We start from the raw sequence: 16620 nt of genomic DNA, 5'->3' as shown, positions 1-16620 counted from the left end.
TCTCATTCCCCGGATCATCCGTCTCCCTCGGCGACACCCAGGATGCCGGGGAGAGCCTGCACAAGCGCGTCCACTTCGTCGTCGCCGAGGTTCAGCGGCGGCATCAGCCGTACGACGTCGGGGGCGGGCGCGTTCACCAGGAATCCGGCCTCCTGAGCCGCCTGCTGCACCTTCGGCGCGAGCGGCTCGGTGAGCACGATACCCAGGAGGAGCCCCGCACCCCGGACGTGGGAGATCAGGGGGTGTCCGAGTGACTCGATTCCGTCCCGCAGCCTCTCGCTCTGCTGCTTGACGTTCTCCAGCAACCCGTCGTTCGCGATGGTGTCGAGGACGGCGAGACCGGCGGCACACGCGACCGGGTTCCCGCCGAACGTCGTCCCGTGCTGCCCCGGCTGCAGCAGCTCCGCGGCCCGCCCGAAGGCGACGGTCGCGCCGAGCGGCAGTCCGCCGCCGAGCTGCTTGGCGAGGGTGACGACGTCCGGGAGGACGCCCTCGTGGGCCTGGTACTCGAACCAGTGTCCGGTGCGGCCGATGCCGGTCTGCACCTCGTCGAGGACCAGCAGGGCGCCCTTGGCGGCCGTGATCGCCCGGGCCGCCTTGAGGTAGCCGGCCGGCGGCACCACAACGCCGTTCTCGCCCTGGATCGGCTCGATGACGACAAGCGCGGTGTCCTCGGTGACCGCGGCGGCCAGCGCCTGCGCGTCGCCGTACGGCACATGCGTGACGTCACCCGGCAGCGGCAGGAAGGGGGTCTGCTTGGCGGGCTGGCCGGTGAGCGCGAGGGCGCCCATGGTCCGGCCGTGGAAGCCGCCCTCGGTCGCGACCATGTGGGTGCGCCCGGTCAGCCGGCCGATCTTGAAGGCCGCCTCGACCGACTCGGCGCCGGAGTTGCAGAAGAAGACCTTGCCGTCCCGGCCGAAGAGCTGAAGCAGCCGTTCGGCGAGGGTGACGGTCGGCTCGGCCATGAAGAAGTTGGAGATGTGGCCGAGGGAGGCGATCTGCTTGCTGACGGCCTCGACGATCGCCGGGTGGGCGTGGCCGAGCGCGTTGGTGGCGATGCCGCCGACGAAGTCGAGGTACTGCCTGCCCTCGGCGTCCCAGACCTTGAGGCCCGCACCGCGGACCAACGGCAGCCTCGGGGTGCCGTAGTTGTTCATGAGCGAGCCCTGCCACCGCTCGGTCAGTTCCGCGTTGCTCATGAATCCCCCTGTCCGTCCGGCACGACCATCGTGCCGATCCCCTCGTCGGTGAAGATCTCCAGCAGGATCGAGTGCTGGACCCGCCCGTCGATGACCCGGGCCGTGGTCACGCCGTTGCGTACGGCGTGCAGACAGCCCTCCATCTTCGGGACCATGCCGGAGCTCAACTCCGGCAGCAGCTTCTCCAGTTGGGAAGCCGTGAGGCGGCTGATCACCTCGTCGCTGTGCGGCCAGTCCTCGTAGAGGCCCTCGACGTCCGTGAGGACCATGAGGGTTTCGGCGTCAAGAGCAGCAGCGAGTGCCGCAGCCGCCGTATCAGCATTGACGTTGTAGACATGTCCGTCGTCCTGGCTACGGGCGATCGACGAGACGACCGGGATACGGCCGTCGGCGAGCAGTGCCTCGATCGCGCCCGTGTCGATCGCGGTGATCTCGCCCACCCGCCCGATGTCGACCAACTCTCCGTCGATCTCGGGCCGGTGCTTGGTGGCGCTGATGGTGTGGGCGTCCTCGCCGGTCAACCCGACGGCGAGCGGCCCGTGTTCGTTGAGCAGATTGACCAGCTCGCGCTGCACCTGCCCGGCCAGCACCATCCGTACGACGTCCATGGCGTCCTCGGTGGTGACGCGCAGGCCGGCCTTGAACTCGCTGACGATGCCGTGCTTGTCGAGGGCCGCGCTGATCTGCGGGCCGCCGCCGTGCACGACGACCGGCTTGAGCCCCGCGTGGTGCAGGAAGACGACGTCCTGGGCGAAGGCGGCCTTCAGGTCCTCGTCGATCATGGCGTTGCCGCCGAACTTGATGACGACGGTCTTGCCGTTGTGGCGGACCAGCCAGGGCAGCGCCTCGATGAGGATCTGGGCCTTGGGGAGCGCGGTGTGCTTTCGCGTGGTGCTCATGAGGAGTAGGCGCTGTTCTCGTGGACGTAGTCGGCGGTGAGGTCGTTGGTCCAGATGGTGGCGGTCTCGGAGCCGGCCGCGAGATCCGCCACGATGTGCACCTCGCGGTAGCGCATGTCGACCTTGTCGCGGTCCTCGCCGACGCCGCCGTTCTTGCAGACCCAGACGCCGTTGATGGCGACGTTGAGCCGGTCGGGCTCGAAAGCGGCCTTCGTGGTGCCGATGGCGCTCAGGACGCGCCCCCAGTTGGGGTCCTCGCCGTGGATCGCGCACTTGAGGAGGTTGTTGCGGGCGATGGAGCGGCCGACCTCGACGGCGTCGTCCTCGCTCGCGGCGCCCACCACCTCGACCTTGATGTCCTTGCTGGCGCCCTCGGCGTCCCGGATCAGCTGCTGGCCGAGGTCGTCGCAGACGGTCCGTACCGCCTCGGCGAATTCCGCGTATTCCGGGGTGGCTTCGGAGGCGCCGGAGGCGAGCAGCAGCACGGTGTCGTTGGTGGACATGCAGCCGTCGGAGTCGACGCGGTCGAAGGTGGTCCGGGTGGCGGCCCGCAGGGCCCTGTCCAGGGCCTCGCTCTCCAGGTCCGCGTCGGTGGTGAGGACGACCAGCATGGTGGCGAGGCCGGGGGCGAGCATGCCCGCGCCCTTGGCCATGCCGCCGACGGTCCAGCCGTCCTTGGTCACGACGGACGTCTTGTGGACGGTGTCGGTGGTCTTGATGGCGATGGCGGCCTTCTCACCCCCGTGTTCGGACAGTTGAGCCGCGGCGGCCTCGACTCCCGGCAGCAGCTTGTCCATCGGGAGCAGCAGGCCGATGAGCCCGGTGGAGGCGACGGCCACCTCACCCGCGCCGATGTCCAGCACCTCGGCGACCTTCTCGGCGGTGGCGTGCGTGTCCTGGAAGCCCTTGGGACCCGTACAGGCGTTGGCGCCACCGGAGTTGAGGACGACGGCGGAGAGCTGACCGGACTTGAGGACCTGCTCGGACCACAGCACCGGCGCGGCCTTCACACGGTTGGAGGTGAAGACGCCTGCGGCGGCGCGGCGCGGCCCGGTGTTGACCACGAGGGCCAGGTCCGGGTTGCCGTTCTCCTTGATTCCGGCGGCGATGCCCGCCGCCTGGAATCCCTTGGCTGCCGTGACGCTCACGGTGCGACTCCGATCGTGGAAAGACCGAGCTCCTCGGGGAGACCGAGGGCGATGTTCATGCTCTGGACGGCACCGCCCGCGGTGCCCTTGGCCAGGTTGTCGATGGCGCTGATCGCGATGATGCGGCCCACGGACTCGTCGAGGACGACCTGCACCTGAACGCCGTTCGAACCGTAGACGGACGCCGTGGCGGGCCACTGGCCCTCGGGGAGCAGATGGACGAACGGCTCGTCGGCGAGGGCCTTCTCGTAGGCGGCGCGGACGGACTCGGCGGTGACGCCGGGCTTCGCCTTGGCGCTGCACGTGGCGAGGATGCCGCGGGGCATCGGCGCGAGGGTCGGCGTGAAGGAGACGCTCACCCTGGCACCGGCCGCCGCGCTGAGGTTCTGGACGATTTCGGGCGTGTGCCGGTGGCCGCCGCCGACGCCGTACGGCGACATGGAGCCCATGACCTCGCTGCCCAGCAGGTTCGGCTTGGGCGCCTTGCCCGCGCCGGAGGTGCCGGAGGCGGCGACGATCACGGCCTCGTTCTCGGCGATTCCGGCGGCGTAGGCCGGGAAGAGGGCGAGCGTGACGGCGGTCGGGTAGCAGCCGGGCACCGCGATGCGCCTGGTCCCGGTGAGCCGGGCGCGGGCACCCGGCAGTTCGGGAAGGCCGTAGGGCCAGGTGCCGGCGTGCGCGGAGCCGTAGAACTTCTCCCAGTCGGCGGCGTCCTCGAGCCGGAAGTCGGCGCCCATGTCGACGACGAGGACGTCCGGGCCGAGCTGTTCGGCGACGGCGGCGGACTGTCCGTGGGGAAGGGCGAGGAAGACGACGTCGTGTCCGGCGAGGACGTCGGCCGTGGTCTCCTGGAGTACCCGGTCGGCCAGCGGCAGCAGGTGCGGCTGCAGCGCGCCGAGCTTCTGTCCGGCGTTGGAGTTGCCGGTCAGGGCGCCGATCTCGACCTCGGGGTGCGCCAGGAGCAGCCGCAGGACCTCACCGCCCGCGTATCCGCTCGCTCCGGCCACCGCCGCACGTACCGCCATGTCATCCTCCTCCTGGATGGCATGACTATACGTTTCGCTGCACGTTTATGCAACCACATGCATACTCACGCCCTCCGCCGGCGCAGGGCCCCGAACGTGCCGAGCCCGGCGAGAGCGACGAGCGCACCGCCCCCGACCGCCGTCCCCAGCCGCAGCCCGGGCGGACGGAAACTGCAGGTGACAGTCGACGAGGTGCCGTCGAGCGGCACGGCGATCAGCCCGTGGTACTCCTTCGCGGGTACGGCGGCCGCGTCACCGGCGGCGCAGCGCCAGCCGGCGATCCGGGGCGCGGCCACGACGGCGACGCCCTTGCTGCCCGCCGGAAGCTGGGCCCGGATCGTGCCGCCGGAGCCCGAGACGGTCACCTTGGTGGCGCCGGTGGCCTTGAGCTGTCGTACGACGGTGTGCAGGCGGCCGGTGTCCAGACACCCGACCGCCTGGTCCGGCACCACGCCCAGCCGGTTCGGGGACAGCTCGATCGTGAGGCGCCCGGACTCCGGGACGGTGCCGAGCCGCTGCATGGCGGCGATCTTGGTGAGGGGCCGCCAGTCTGCCCGGAACCGTCCGGTCAAGCCGTGCGCGGAGGGCCCGGCCAGCCGTGCCGTGCCCGCGAAGTACGGCGCCCAGAGGTAGACCTCGCTGCCTGCCCGGCACTGCGCGGTGATCGTCGCCCTGCCACCGATGCGCACTCCCTGCCGCCGGTCGGTACTGCGGTCCGGCCGCTTGCCGGCGCCATTGAGGACGGTGATGCGGGGCAGGGTGTAGACGCGGGCGCCCAGCAGCAGCTCCTGGTTGCGGTACGGCGACGGCCCGAAGGCACCGGTCGCGGCGGACGGCCGTACCGTCACCAGCGGCGGGACGTCCTCGCGGGTCACGGTCTCCCCGGTGCCGTCCTGCGGGAACCAGTTCTGATGCGGGTCCGGCGGGGAGCGCACCCGGGCGCCGACGGAGAACAGGACGTCCGTCACCGCGTTGTCCAGGCTCTGGAGGCTGCGGCCGCCGGAGGTCCAGCCGCCGCCGAGGGCGGTGAGCGTGCTGCTGAGCACGGCGGAGGTGTGGCTGCTGTAGTACTGGGCGCCCTGCCCGCCGACCTCCAGCGGGTCGTTGGCGACGGTCTGTTCCCGGCCCGGGTCGGTGCGATAGCGGGGCCAGCCGTCGGCCTGCGCGACCGCGTCGGCCTGGTCCTGCTGCCGGGCGCCCCAGGGGGCGTAGTCGTCCATGTGCCCGAACCGCATCCGGGTGGCCACGGCGTCGGTGGCGGTGGCCTCGCCCAGCTGCGCCACGACGAGCAGTACGGCGGCGAGCGCCGCCGGGGCCATGCGCAGTACGGGCCGCCTGCGGCCGAGCAGGATCAGCCCGAGCAGCGCGGCCAGGGCCGCCATCAGGAGCACCGGCCAGGCGAAGGAACGGACCAGCCTGCTGCTGCTCGCGACGACCGCGATCAGCGCGAGCAGTCCGGCCGCCGCGGCGAGGGCCCGCCGGTCGAGGGGGCCGTAGGAGAGCGTGTGCCAGGCGGCGATCACCAGCAGCGCGCACACCACGAAGGTCTGGCGGTACGAACTGCCCTGCGGCTCGGCGAAGGCGTGCCAGAGCAGATGGGTCGGGCCCCACTGCATCGACAGGGTCACGACGAGCACCAGCAGCGTCCACCCGGCGCGCACCCGGCGGGGTGCCGCACGGTGGAAGGGCAGGGCGAGAGCGAGCAGCAGGGCCGTGGTGCCGACGAAGAGGGCCGGGGAGCCGAAGCTGTACGTCGTCGGCAGCAGCCGGGCCAGCAGGTCCTCCGCGCCCACCGGAGCGAACCGGGTGAACCGGCCCTCGGAGGCGTGCGCGCTCCCGAAGTACACGACCGTCACCAGGGGGGCGGCCAGGCCCATGCCCAGCGCGAAGGTCAGGGCGGCCCGGCCCGCGGCCGTGAGCCTGCGTCGGCGGGGCAGGTCGGCGAGCCACAGCCGCAGCAGGAACACGAGAGCGGCGGCGAGGGTGGCCATGTACGCGGTGTAGAAGTTGGCGATCCAGGCGGCCGTCACGACCAGCACCCCGACGAGCGGGCGCCTGCCGCTCAGGATCCACTCGCCGACCAGGCACAGCAGCGGCAGGGCGATCAGCCCGTCGAGCCACATGAGGTTGTACGAGGCGGTCGCCACGGTCCATCCGCACAGGGCGTAGGACGCGCCCAGCAGGCCCGCCGCCCACCAGTGCCCGGGCCGCAGCCTCAGCAGCAGCCAGGCCATGGCCGCACCGGCGCACGCGATCTTCAGCACGGTGATGACGTACACCGCGAGGTCGATCTCGTCTCTCGGGAACACCGCCACGAGCAGGGCGAACGGGCTGGTGAGGTAGGTGCCGAGGTCGGGCAGGAAGCTGGTGCCGAATCCAGACTGCCAGTTGACGAGGAGCCCACCGGTGGCCCGCCCGTGCAACAGGTCCCACAGGTGCGCATGGAACGGCACGTACTGGTTTCCCAGGTCGTTGACGTTCCGGGTGCGCGGTCCGAAGGGGTAGCTGCGGGCGACGGCGTCGGCCGCGCAGAGCACGACGACGGTGATCGTCGCCGCCAGCAGAGCGGCCTGCCCCGGCCCGGGCGGCGGCCGCTCACCTATGTGGTCGTCCGCGGTCTTCGGTTCGGGCGGGACGGTCGGTCGCACGCCCTGTTTGCTGGTCAATTCAGGCCCCCGTCCGGGGCGTTCACCCCGTGCGTTGTTGCTGCGCAGATTTAGACGAGGGGTGCATACGGTTGGTTGTCCGACCGCCGATGGCGGTGAAGTGAACTCCGTACGACCCGGAAGCCAACGGCGGCCGAGGGGGATGTACGGGCGGAGGGAGCCGACATGAGCGAGAGCACCACCCGCGAGGAGCGTTTCGCGCGCGGCCTGGAGATGCTGGGGAGCGTCAATCCCGAGGCAGGACAGCTGGTCGTCGACTCACTCGCCGACATCAGCCCGGAGATGGGCCACCAGGTCATCGCCTGGGGGTTCGGCGAGATCTACTCCCGACCACAACTCGCGCCCCGTGACCGCCAGTTGGTGACGCTGGGCATGCTCACCGCGCTCGGCGGCTGCGAGACCCAGCTGGACGTGCACATCAACACGGCCCTCAATGTGGGCCTCACCCCCGAGCAGATCGTCGAGGCCCTGTTGCAGTCGGCCGGCTACTGCGGGTTCCCCAGGGCCCTCAACGCCACGGCCGTGGCGAAGAAGGTGTTCGGCGAGCGGGGGCTGCTGCCCGTCGGACAGCAGCCCGCCGACCCACCGGCTACCTCTGCCTGATCCTCAGGAAGGTGACCGAGTTCGCCGGGAAGGTGTAGGAGAACTTCCCGGCGACCCCGTCGAACGTGGACTTCACCGGGGCGACCGCGGTCGACGTCTCACTGTTCACGGCGTCCGGGCCGGCCGCCAGCGTGGTCACCCGGGCCCTGGAGGCGACCTTGGCGCCGCCCAGGTCGATCGCCGTGCGGGCGGCCGCGTTCTGGGCGTTGACGACCTTGACGATCAAGTCACCGGTCTTCTGATCCTTGGTGACCACCTGGCGGAACGGCTCGGCCGGCTTGTCGTCGGTGAAGCTGCCCCACTCCTGTCCGTCGAGGTAGAGGGTCACCTGACGGCCGCGCACCTTGACGTCGATGTCGTAGGTACGGCCGGTCTCGACCGATCCGGCCTTGGAGATCAGCGTCGACTTGCCGCCGTCCACGGCCTGTTCGACGGCGGTCTGGGTGTTGTTCCAGCCGCCGATGTTCCACCAGTAGTAGTTGCCGGTGTCCTTGACGCCGAAGGCGACGAGGAAGCCCTCCTTGCCGGCCTTCTTGGTGGCCTTCGCCTTCAGGTCGTAGTCGTGCCAGGACGGGTCACCCGCCGAGACCATGGTGTTCTCGGCGTTCACGTCCGTCTGCACGTACTGCCCGTCCTGGACGCTCCAGCTGCCGCCACCGGTGTGGGTCCACTGCGAGGCGTCACCGCTGAAGTCGTCGGTGAGCAGGGTGTTCCCGTCGGCACCGGTGACCCGCACATCGTCGTACGCCGCCGTCGTCGCCCACGTCGAAAGGCCCACGGCTCCGGTGATCGGGGCGAGCAGTGAGGGCGTGCCGGTGGCCGTCGAGGGCACCACGCGGTCGCCGACGTTGGTCATGAACAGCTTCTGGACCTCGTAGTTGGCGGAGTTCCAGGAGGCGTGGTTGTTGAACCAGATCAGGTCCGGGCGCCACTGGACGTAGTCCTCGTTGGCGAACAGCGGGGCGTAGGAGGCGAGTTTGACGACGTCGGCGTTGCGCTCCAGGCCCGTCATGAACGCCGCCTCGGTGAGGCCGTTCTTGAAGGTGTTGCCCTGGGAGGCGTACTCGCCGAGGAAGACCTTCGGGCCGCTGCGGTCGTAGGAGTCGTAGCGGTCGTTGTTCTGCAGGAACCACTGCGGGCTGTTGTAGTAGTGCTCGTCGACCATGTCGACCTTGGCGTCCTTGTTGAGCTGCCAGGCCGTGTCGAAGGTCGTACCGGAGTCGTCCGGGCCGGAGTTGGAGATGACCTGGATGTCCGGGTACTTCGCCTGGATGGCGGCGCGGAACTCCTTGAACCGGGCGAAGAACTCGCTCGGCAGGTTCTCCTCGTTGCCGACCTCGATGTGGGTGAGATGGAAGGGCTTGGCGTGGCCCATCTTCGCCCGCACCTTGCCCCACGTGGAGCTCGCCGGGCCGTTGGCGAACTCGATGAGGTCGAGGGTGTCCTGGATGTGCCGCTTGAGCAGGGCCTCGTCGACGACGGCCTTGTTCTGACCGCAGCCGGTCACCAGCGCGGGGACCACGGGCAGCGGCATGGCGCCGATGTCCTCGGAGAGGCGGAAGTACTCGTAGTAGCCGAGGCCGTAACTCTGGTTGTAGCCCCAGAAGTTGGCGTTGGTCGCGCGCTGCTCGACCGGGCCGATGGTGTCCTTCCACTGGTACGAGCGCCGGCGCTGCCAGCCGGAGGCCGCGCTGTAGTCCTCCATGGATCCCGTGTTCACCAGGCAACCGCCGGGGAAGCGCACGAAGCCCGGCTGCAGAGCGGCGATCTTCTCGGCGAGGTCCTTGCGCAGCCCGTTGCGTTCACCGCGGTAGGTGTCGCGCGGGAAGAGGGACACCATGTCGAGGGCGGCCGCGGCGGAGGAGGCCACGGTGAGGCGGCCGTCGGAGCCGGTCCGGGTCGCGGTGAAGGTGGCTTTGTACTGGGCCCAGCCGCTCTTCGTCACGGTCACCTCGCGGGCGGCGGCGAGCGTCCCCTCGGCGTCCTGCAACGAGACCGTGAGAGCCGTACCGGCGTCCGCGCGGGCCCACACCGAGAAGTCGTACTTCTTGCCCTCCTCCAGGTGGATGCCGGTGTTGTATCCGGCATTCGTGACGGACGAACCGGCGCCCAGGGAGAGGTAGTTGCGGTTGCGCTCGCCCAGCCGTCCGGCGTCGTCCACCACCTGGCCGGCGCCGGCGACCGTCCACGAGGTCAGCGGGGTGTACGAGGAGTTGTCGGCGGTGGAGTACTCGAAGGACCGGTTCTGCACGAGCTCGGCGTACAGACCGCCGTCGGCGGCCCGGTTGATGTCCTCGAAGAAGACGCCGTACATCGTGTCGTCGATCTTCGCCCCCCGGGCGGCCGGGTCGACGGTGATCGCGTAGTCGGTGACGTCCTCGGCATGGGCGGGGGCGGGGACCAGGCCGGCGGCCACCAGGAAGGCGGTGGCACCGAGACCGAGTCTCCAGCGGGTGCGTGACATGAATACTCCGCGGCTCTCTGTCGAAGGTGACGTTCGAAATATCAGACGATGATCAGCACTTCGAACGGCAAGATAGGGAGGGTGCCGGGGAGCGTCAACGGGTCGCGCGGGACCGAAAGTGTCGGAAGTGAGGGACGGATGGGCGAGTTCTGGCCAGTGGTGGATGCGCTGACGTATCTGGCCGGGATCTGGCGGACCGAGCGAACCGTGCGGGATCTGGCGAGCGGAGACGAAGGGGAGTTCTCCGGTACGACCGCTTTCGGCCGACTGGAAGACGGCGGACTGCTGTCCCGGGAGTCGGGCGTCTTCGTCTGGCAGGGCGTCCCGCGCCCCGCGGAACGGACGCTCCGCTTCCTGCCGGGCGGGACGCCTGGCACGGCCGACGTCCTCTTCTCCGACGGGCGCCCCTTCCACCACCTGGACCTCACGTCCGGCCACCATGTCGCCGACCACCCCTGCGCCGCGGACCTGTACCGCGGCGAGTTCAGCGTCCTGGACGCGGACCACTGGCGCACGGTGTGGCGGGTCGGCGGCCCGGCGAAGGACCTGGTCCTCACGACCCACTACACGCGCGAGCCCACCGGCGGCCACGCAGGCACGCCCGACCACTGACCGCGCAAGACCACCGGCCGCCACCAGTACACAGCTCGACGCGCACCAACGGCGCACCGTGCGGCGGGTCAGCCGCCCGGCCAAGGACCTGGCCCTGACGACCCACTACACCCGCCAGCCCACCGGCAGGCACCAGCACAAGGCGGCCGACGACTCAGCGCACGGGGCCGCCCGGCGGCCATCCGCACAGGACGGCCGGCAGCCTGCCACGCCGAGCCCCTGGCTACGTCCGCGCAGGCTGAGCCGGGGCGCCCTCGAAGCGGAGGCTCCAGCGGCCGGCCCTGCCGGTCACGGTGGTCGCCGACAGCGGACGTACGTCGATGTTCCAGTAGGTCGACGGCGGGGCCTTCAGCGCGTAGACCAGGGCGGCTCGGATCACGGCCGGTTCGGCGACGGCGACGATACGGCCGCCGTCGCCGACGGGCCGGGTGTCGAGCCAGCCGCCGACGCGGGTGATGAAGTCGAGCAGTGACTCGCCGCCGTGCGGGGTCGCCCGCGGGTCGGCGAGCCAGGCGTCCACGGACTCCGGATCCCGGGCCATCGCCTCGCCGAGGGTCAGCCCGCGCCAGCGCCCCATGTCACAGTCGCGCAGAGCGAGTTGGACCAGAGGGGAGTAACCGAGGGCGTCCCCGGTGGCGCGGCTGCGCGGAGTGGGCGAGCAGTACCGCAGCTCGGCCGCCGCGAGCGGCAGCAGATCGTGCGCCACGCCCAGCACCTCGTCCCAGCCGGCCTGGTCGAGGGGACGGTCGTCCTCGAACCGCTCGGCGAGCAGCGAGGAGCTGCGCGCGGCGGCGACGAACGTGACCCGAAGTTGCATGCGGCGATCGTGAGCTGTGGAAGTGCGCAGGTCAAGAGGCGTTACCGTGGAGTTACCCAGGGTGCGCCGGGGCTCACTGCCCGAAGACGAGCGTCATCCAGTGATCCAGCTTGGCGAGCGGCGCGAACCCGAGCTTCCCGTACACCCCTTGGGCGTCGTGGGTGGCGAGCAGAATGCGTTTGAGGCCGTAGGGCCGCAGGTGCTCACGCACGGCACCGACCAACGCCGTACCGATCCCCTCGCCCCGCACGGACCGGTCCACGTACACGTCGCACAGCCAGGCGAAAGTGGCCAGGTCGGTGATCACGCGGGCATAAGCCACCTGATCCCCCGATTCCACCGCGTACACCCCGAAGTTGAGCGACCCGGCAATCGCCCGGTCCTGTTTCTCCCGTGGCCGGCCGATCGCCCAGTACGCGTCGGTCGACAGCCAGTGGTGCACCCGCCCGGCGTCGACGCGGTCGGGGTCGGTGGAGATCTCGTAGCCCTCGGGGAGGGGCGGGGCGTCGGTCATGCCGGGAGATTCGCAGGCCCCGGCCACCGGCGTCGAACTGTTTTCCTGAGGGGCGTTGTCAGTGCCGGGTGCGATGCTGCGAAGCATGACGGGGATGACGACCGCCACCGACTACGGGTGGCTGAAGGAGCGGTACGCGCTTCTGCTGGAGGGGTACTGCATCACGCTGGTCCGGGACATCGCGCCCGAGGAACTGCTGGAGGAGCTGGGGGCCGACGGACGGAGCCGGATCGTCGGCGTGGCCGGGCTGAGCGGGCCGTCGTACGAGCTCTGCGCTCCCTCCCGGCTGTTCGTCGGGGCGACGGCGATCGGCCACTGGACGCTGATGGTGGAGTTCAACGGCTACCTGGGCATCACCGACAAGGCCATGCTGCCCGTCTCGCGCGGCCGCACAGTGGTCTCGCACTTCCTCAACGTCAACGCCGTGGACCGCTTCTGCTGGTACGAGAACGGCGATCTGCGCCTGCATTTCGAGCCCCTCTTCGCCGACGCGCGTTACGGCAGCCACCCCGACGAACTGCTCACCGAGATGCGGGAGTCCGGCTTCGACCTCGAAGAACGCGAGGAGGACGGTGATCACGACGCGTACTACGCGGCCCTGACCGGCGCCTCCTTCGCCCTCGCCCACCGCCTCACCGGCATACCCCTGACCCCGGAGCTCTTCTCCACCGCCGAGTTCCTGTGCGCGGTCGCGCCGGTGCCGCGCGGCTAGAGCACCTCGTCGCAGGCGGTTCGAAGCCTGCGTACGCCTTCATTGATCTCCTGCGGCCCCGCCACCGCCGCGAAGCTCAGCCGGACGTGTCCGGCCGGGGGTTCCGCGCTGAAGTACGGGCGACCGGGGGTGATCGCGACGCCCGCTCGCAGGGCCGCGGCGGTCAGGGCGGTCTCGTCCGTGCCGTCCGGGAGGCGGAGCCAGAGGTGGTAGCCGCCCGACGGGATGTGCGGGAGGACGAGTTCGGGCAGGTCGAGGCGGAGGGCGGCGGTCATGGCGTCCCGGCGGGCCTTCAACTCCGCCGAGATCGTGCGCAGATGACGGGGCCAGGCCGGCGAGCCGACGAGTTCCAGGGCCGCTTCCTGGAGCGGGCGGGGGACGAAGAAGGTGTCGACGACCTGGATCGCGCGGAGTCGGTCCAGCACCGGGCCGCGTGCGGTGAGCGCGCTCACCCGGAAGCTGGGCGAGGTCGCCTTGGTCAGCGAGCCGACATGGACGACGACTCCGTCGGGATCGTCGGCGGCCAGCGGACGCGGCAGCGGGCCGGCGTCCTGGTGCACGAGCCGTCGTACGAAATCGTCCTCGACGACGAAGGCGCCGGCCTCGCGGGCGATGCTCAGCACCTCGCCCCGGCGCTCGGGGGCCAGCACCGCGCCGGTCGGGTTCTGGAACAGCGGCTGGCAGACGAACACCCGGGCGCCGGTCGCCCGGAAGGCGTCGGCGAGCAGGGCCGTTTTCACGCCGTCCGCGTCCACCGGGACGGGCACGGGGCGAAGGCCGGCGGAACGCGCGATCGCCAGCATGCCGGGATAGGTGGGCGACTCGACGAGCACGGGTGCGCCGGGCGGGGCCAGCGCGCGCAACGCCGTCGTGAGCGCCGACTGGCCGCCCGCGGTGATCAGCACCTCCGCGGCCGTGACGGCGCCGCCGATGCTCCGCGCGAACCACTCGCGCAATTCCGGCAGGCCCTCCGTCGGCGGTCGGCCCCAGGCTCCGGGGCGGCGGCCGGCGCGGGCCAGGGCCGCGGACATCGCGCGCTCCGGCTGCAGGGAGGGGTGCAGATACCCGCCGTTGAACTCGACCACCCCGGGCGGCGGGGCGGCCAGCGAGACCAGGACACCGGACGCGTCCACCGAGCGCGGTACGAGGTCGGCGGCGCCGTCCGCGCTGAGCGCGACCTCCTGCCAGGAGGTGTCCCCGGCCGGAGCGGCGGCGGTGCGCGCCGCCGCCCGGAAGGCACCCGCGCCCGGCCGGGTGACCACCAGTCCCTCGGCGGCGAGCTGGGCGAGGGCACGCGAGACGGTCACCGGGCTGACCCTGAACCGGTCGACCAGGACCCGGCTCGACGGGAGCTTTCCACCGGGAGAGTAGCGGTCGAGCTCTCGCCGCAGCTGTTCTACCAGGTAGATGATGCTGCTACGCTCTTGCATGAGAGTACAGAGTAGCGCTACCGCACCGACCGGGATAGCGGTCCCCGCTCCCGCCAAGAGCTTCGGCACCCTCCAGGCCGCCCTCGGCGTCGCCGCCTTCTCCCTCACCTTCCCCGCCACGGCGTGGGGGCTCGAGGGCTTCGGGCCCTGGTCCCTCGTCGCCGTGCGCAGCGTCCTCGCGGCCCTCATCGCCGCGGGCTGTCTGGCGGCGCTGCGCGTCCCGGTGCCGAGCCGCCGTGACCGGCCGGGGCTCGCGGTCGTCGCCGTCGGGGTGGTGGTCGGCTTCCCGTTGCTGACCACGCTCGCCCTGCAGACGTCGACCACCGCGCACGCCGCCGTCGTGGTGGGTCTGCTCCCCCTGACGACCGCGCTCCTGTCGGCCCTGCGCATGGGCACCCGCCCCTCGCGCACCTTCTGGACGGCCGCCCTCGCGGGCGCGGCCGCGGTGGTCGCCTTCACGGTGCAGCAGAGCGGGGGCGCCCTGACCACCGCCGACCTGTATCTCTTCGCCGCGCTCCTGGTGTGCGCAGCCGGCTACACCGAGGGCGGGAGGCTGGCCAGAGTCATGCCCGGCTGGCAGGTCATCGCCTGGGCGCTGGTGCTGTGCCTGCCGATCGGCGTGCCCGCGGCGGCGCTCGCGCTGGCGTACGAACCGGTGCACCTCACCGCGCACAGCGTCGCCGGGCTGCTGTGGGTGGCGGCTGGCTCGCAGTTCCTCGGCCTGGTCGTCTGGTACCGGGGCATGGCGGCGATCGGGATCCCCAAGGCCAGCCAGTTGCAGTTGGCCCAGCCCCTGCTCACACTGGTGTGGTCGGTGCTGCTGCTCGGCGAGCACCTGACGGTGGCCGCCCCGCTGACGGCCGCGGCGGTGCTCGTGTGCATCGCCGTCACCCAGCGGGCGCGGGGCTGACCGGCGCGCCCGCGCCGGTCGCAATCGGGCTCCCGCGCCGTAGAATCGGGGCCACGGACCGCTGCTCCCGCACTTGTGAGGAGGCCCCAGACGATGCGTGCAACCGTGGGCGACCAGCTTGTCCAGCACGGCAGGGTGGTCGGACAGCAGGACAAGGTCGGCGAGATCGTCGAAGTGATGGGTCCGGGGGGCAACCCCCCGTATCGCGTCCGCTTCGAGGACGGGCACGAGGGCGTGTGCTCACCCGGCCCCGACACCGAGATCAGGCACCGGTTCCAGCAGACCGGCCGGTGAGTCGGCGCGGGGGAACCGCCGACTCCTGGTAGTGGTCGGCGACCACCCGCGCCATCGCCCCGATCGGGTCCGAGGAGACCTCCCGCGCGGCGAAGAAGACATGTCCGCGCACCTGCTTGTGGTCGCGCGCGAGCGTGAGGTGCCTGGACAGTTCCGCGGGGTCCTGCCAGGCCGCGGGCTGCGCCGGATCCCCCGCCTTGTAGAGGGCCTCGCCCAGGTACAGCTTGGTCCTGCTCCCCTGCGCCTGCTTCGCCCACCAGGGCACCAGCTTCGCGTAGTCGGCGGCGGCGAAACCGATGTTCCAGTAGAGCTGCGGCACGAGGTAGTCGATCCAGCCCTCGCGCACCCACTTGCGGGTGTCCGCGAAGTTGTCGTCGTACGACTGCACACCCGCGCGCGTGTCCGAGCCGAGCGGGTCGGTGACGGCGTTGCGCCACACTCCGAAGGGGCTGATGCCGAACTGTGCGGTGGGCCGGATCCGCTTGATGCGGGCCGCGGTCTCCAGGACCAGCTTGTCGATGTTGTCCCGCCGCCAGTCGGCCCGGTTCGGGAAGGCGCCGCCGTACGCGTCGTAGGCCGCGTCATCGTCGAAGGTCTGACCTGCCACCGGGTACGGGTAGAAATAGTCGTCGAAGTGGACCGCGTCCACCGGGTACCGGTGCACCGCGTCGAGGATCGCGTCCTGGACGAAGGCGCGGACCTCGGGCAGCCCGGGGTTGTAGTAGAGCTTCCCGCCGTACGTCACCACCCAGTCCGGGTGCCGGCGGGCGGGGTGGGAGGCGACCAGCCGGGTCGGGTCGCCGTGGTTGGCGATGCGGTACGGGTTGAACCAGGCGTGCAGTTGCAGGCCCCGCCGGTGCGCCTCGGCGACGGCGGTGCCGAGCGGGTCCCAGCCGGGGTCCTTGCCCTGGGTCCCGGTGAGGTACTGCGACCAGGGCTCGTACGGCGAGGGCCACAGGGCGTCCGCGGTGGGCCGTACCTGGAACATCACCGCGTTCAGGCGGTCCGCCGCCGCCCGGTCGAGGTGGGCGATCAGCTCCGCGCGCTGCTGTGCCGCGGTCAGCCCCGGCTTCGAGGGCCAGTCCCGGTTGGACACGGTGGCGAGCCACACGCCCCGCATCCCGGTCGCCGCCCGCCTCGGACGGCGCGGTGCCGCCGCCGCTCCCGAGGCCGAGGTCATGGTCGACAGCGCGGCCAACGCGAAGGCCCGGCGCGACAGACGCCCCATGTGCACACTCCCCCAACACCATGGATCCGCTCGGTCACGGATCGTCTCCGCGCCCCAGAATGCCCGACGGATGGCGGACCCCGGCGATCGATCATCGAT

Annotated in this window: 15 protein-coding genes; 5 read left to right on the top strand and 10 right to left on the bottom strand. The window is 71.1% G+C overall.

Going from position 1 to position 16620, the window contains the following annotated elements:
* Positions 1-14: 14 nt before the first annotated feature.
* The 5 genes from AQJ46_RS25945 to AQJ46_RS25925 all read right to left on the bottom strand — a co-directional run bounded on the left by AQJ46_RS25945 (position 15) and on the right by AQJ46_RS25925 (position 6919).
* On the bottom strand, positions 15-1199 hold the full coding sequence (locus AQJ46_RS25945) for an acetylornithine transaminase (protein ID WP_059207898.1): 1185 nt from the start codon (positions 1197-1199) through the stop codon (positions 15-17).
* Positions 1196-2098 carry an acetylglutamate kinase gene (gene argB / locus AQJ46_RS25940; protein ID WP_057614250.1) on the bottom strand — a complete coding sequence of 301 codons (903 nt, stop codon included), beginning with the start codon at positions 2096-2098 and terminating at the stop codon, positions 1196-1198. Before argB ends, AQJ46_RS25945 begins: the two co-directional genes overlap by 4 nt.
* Positions 2095-3246 carry a bifunctional glutamate N-acetyltransferase/amino-acid acetyltransferase ArgJ gene (gene argJ / locus AQJ46_RS25935; RefSeq protein WP_059207897.1) on the bottom strand — a complete coding sequence of 384 codons (1152 nt, stop codon included), beginning with the start codon at positions 3244-3246 and terminating at the stop codon, positions 2095-2097. The genes argB and argJ overlap by 4 nt, the downstream gene beginning before the upstream one ends.
* On the bottom strand, positions 3243-4271 hold the full coding sequence (gene argC / locus AQJ46_RS25930) for an N-acetyl-gamma-glutamyl-phosphate reductase (RefSeq protein ID WP_059207896.1): 1029 nt from the start codon (positions 4269-4271) through the stop codon (positions 3243-3245). Before argC ends, argJ begins: the two co-directional genes overlap by 4 nt.
* 65 nt (positions 4272-4336) lie before the next feature.
* Positions 4337-6919 (bottom strand): YfhO family protein, encoded by a 2583-nt coding sequence (locus AQJ46_RS25925; RefSeq protein ID WP_225887398.1) that lies wholly within the window; start codon positions 6917-6919, stop codon positions 4337-4339.
* Between the two features lie 183 nt (positions 6920-7102).
* Between AQJ46_RS25925 and AQJ46_RS25920 the strand changes: the two genes are divergently transcribed.
* Positions 7103-7540 (top strand): carboxymuconolactone decarboxylase family protein, encoded by a 438-nt coding sequence (locus tag AQJ46_RS25920; RefSeq protein WP_059207895.1) that lies wholly within the window; start codon positions 7103-7105, stop codon positions 7538-7540.
* On the opposite strand, the gene AQJ46_RS25915 is transcribed toward AQJ46_RS25920, so the two are convergent.
* Positions 7527-10004: an alpha-L-arabinofuranosidase C-terminal domain-containing protein gene (locus tag AQJ46_RS25915; protein WP_059207894.1), complete on the bottom strand. Its 2478-nt coding sequence runs from the start codon at positions 10002-10004 to the stop codon at positions 7527-7529. The two genes, AQJ46_RS25920 and AQJ46_RS25915, sit on opposite strands and share 14 nt — an antisense overlap.
* 138 nt (positions 10005-10142) lie before the next feature.
* Between AQJ46_RS25915 and AQJ46_RS25910 the strand changes: the two genes are divergently transcribed.
* On the top strand, positions 10143-10616 hold the full coding sequence (locus tag AQJ46_RS25910) for a DUF6314 family protein (RefSeq protein WP_059207893.1): 474 nt from the start codon (positions 10143-10145) through the stop codon (positions 10614-10616).
* A 223-nt stretch (positions 10617-10839) separates the two neighbouring features.
* On the opposite strand, the gene AQJ46_RS25905 is transcribed toward AQJ46_RS25910, so the two are convergent.
* Positions 10840-11433: a histidine phosphatase family protein gene (locus AQJ46_RS25905; RefSeq protein ID WP_059207892.1), complete on the bottom strand. Its 594-nt coding sequence runs from the start codon at positions 11431-11433 to the stop codon at positions 10840-10842.
* A 73-nt stretch (positions 11434-11506) separates the two neighbouring features.
* Positions 11507-11947: a GNAT family N-acetyltransferase gene (locus tag AQJ46_RS25900; protein WP_059207891.1), complete on the bottom strand. Its 441-nt coding sequence runs from the start codon at positions 11945-11947 to the stop codon at positions 11507-11509.
* Positions 11948-12032: 85 nt separating this feature from the next.
* Between AQJ46_RS25900 and AQJ46_RS25895 the strand changes: the two genes are divergently transcribed.
* On the top strand, positions 12033-12659 hold the full coding sequence (locus AQJ46_RS25895; RefSeq protein ID WP_159064049.1) for a DUF6461 domain-containing protein: 627 nt from the start codon (positions 12033-12035) through the stop codon (positions 12657-12659).
* Here the strand turns inward: AQJ46_RS25895 and AQJ46_RS25890 are convergent.
* Positions 12656-14089: an aminotransferase-like domain-containing protein gene (locus tag AQJ46_RS25890; RefSeq protein WP_059207889.1), complete on the bottom strand. Its 1434-nt coding sequence runs from the start codon at positions 14087-14089 to the stop codon at positions 12656-12658. The two genes, AQJ46_RS25895 and AQJ46_RS25890, sit on opposite strands and share 4 nt — an antisense overlap.
* Here AQJ46_RS25890 and AQJ46_RS25885 point away from each other — a divergent pair.
* Complete coding sequence (locus AQJ46_RS25885) at positions 14088-14999, top strand: DMT family transporter (RefSeq protein WP_059207888.1); 912 nt, start codon at positions 14088-14090, stop codon at positions 14997-14999. The two genes, AQJ46_RS25890 and AQJ46_RS25885, sit on opposite strands and share 2 nt — an antisense overlap.
* Positions 15000-15092: 93 nt before the next feature.
* On the top strand, positions 15093-15293 hold the full coding sequence (locus AQJ46_RS25880) for a DUF1918 domain-containing protein (RefSeq protein ID WP_057614264.1): 201 nt from the start codon (positions 15093-15095) through the stop codon (positions 15291-15293).
* On the opposite strand, the gene AQJ46_RS25875 is transcribed toward AQJ46_RS25880, so the two are convergent.
* Positions 15262-16521, bottom strand: coding sequence for a glycoside hydrolase family 10 protein (locus AQJ46_RS25875; protein ID WP_059207887.1), 1260 nt, complete (start codon positions 16519-16521; stop codon positions 15262-15264). The two genes, AQJ46_RS25880 and AQJ46_RS25875, sit on opposite strands and share 32 nt — an antisense overlap.
* Positions 16522-16620 lie beyond the last annotated feature (99 nt).

The sequence above is a fragment of the Streptomyces canus genome (assembly GCF_001514145.1).
GTDB classification, from domain to species: domain Bacteria; phylum Actinomycetota; class Actinomycetes; order Streptomycetales; family Streptomycetaceae; genus Streptomyces; species Streptomyces canus.
This window is presented reverse-complemented; position numbering and strand designations above follow the sequence as displayed.

Bases quoted from the DNA above. Each gene is read 5' to 3' on its own strand.
- AQJ46_RS25945 (WP_059207898.1), bottom strand. From the start codon at position 1,199: ATGAGCAACGCGGAACTGACCGAGCGGTGGCAGGGCTCGCTCATGAAC.
- argB (WP_057614250.1), bottom strand. From the start codon at position 2,098: ATGAGCACCACGCGAAAGCACACCGCGCTCCCCAAGGCCCAGATCCTC.
- argC (WP_059207896.1), bottom strand. From the start codon at position 4,271: ATGGCGGTACGTGCGGCGGTGGCCGGAGCGAGCGGATACGCGGGCGGT.
- AQJ46_RS25920 (WP_059207895.1), top strand. From the start codon at position 7,103: ATGAGCGAGAGCACCACCCGCGAGGAGCGTTTCGCGCGCGGCCTGGAG.
- AQJ46_RS25915 (WP_059207894.1), bottom strand. From the start codon at position 10,004: ATGTCACGCACCCGCTGGAGACTCGGTCTCGGTGCCACCGCCTTCCTG.
- AQJ46_RS25910 (WP_059207893.1), top strand. From the start codon at position 10,143: ATGGGCGAGTTCTGGCCAGTGGTGGATGCGCTGACGTATCTGGCCGGG.
- AQJ46_RS25905 (WP_059207892.1), bottom strand. From the start codon at position 11,433: ATGCAACTTCGGGTCACGTTCGTCGCCGCCGCGCGCAGCTCCTCGCTG.
- AQJ46_RS25900 (WP_059207891.1), bottom strand. From the start codon at position 11,947: ATGACCGACGCCCCGCCCCTCCCCGAGGGCTACGAGATCTCCACCGAC.
- AQJ46_RS25895 (WP_159064049.1), top strand. From the start codon at position 12,033: ATGACGGGGATGACGACCGCCACCGACTACGGGTGGCTGAAGGAGCGG.
- AQJ46_RS25885 (WP_059207888.1), top strand. From the start codon at position 14,088: ATGAGAGTACAGAGTAGCGCTACCGCACCGACCGGGATAGCGGTCCCC.
- AQJ46_RS25890 (WP_059207889.1), bottom strand. From the start codon at position 14,089: ATGCAAGAGCGTAGCAGCATCATCTACCTGGTAGAACAGCTGCGGCGA.
- AQJ46_RS25880 (WP_057614264.1), top strand. From the start codon at position 15,093: ATGCGTGCAACCGTGGGCGACCAGCTTGTCCAGCACGGCAGGGTGGTC.
- AQJ46_RS25875 (WP_059207887.1), bottom strand. From the start codon at position 16,521: ATGGGGCGTCTGTCGCGCCGGGCCTTCGCGTTGGCCGCGCTGTCGACC.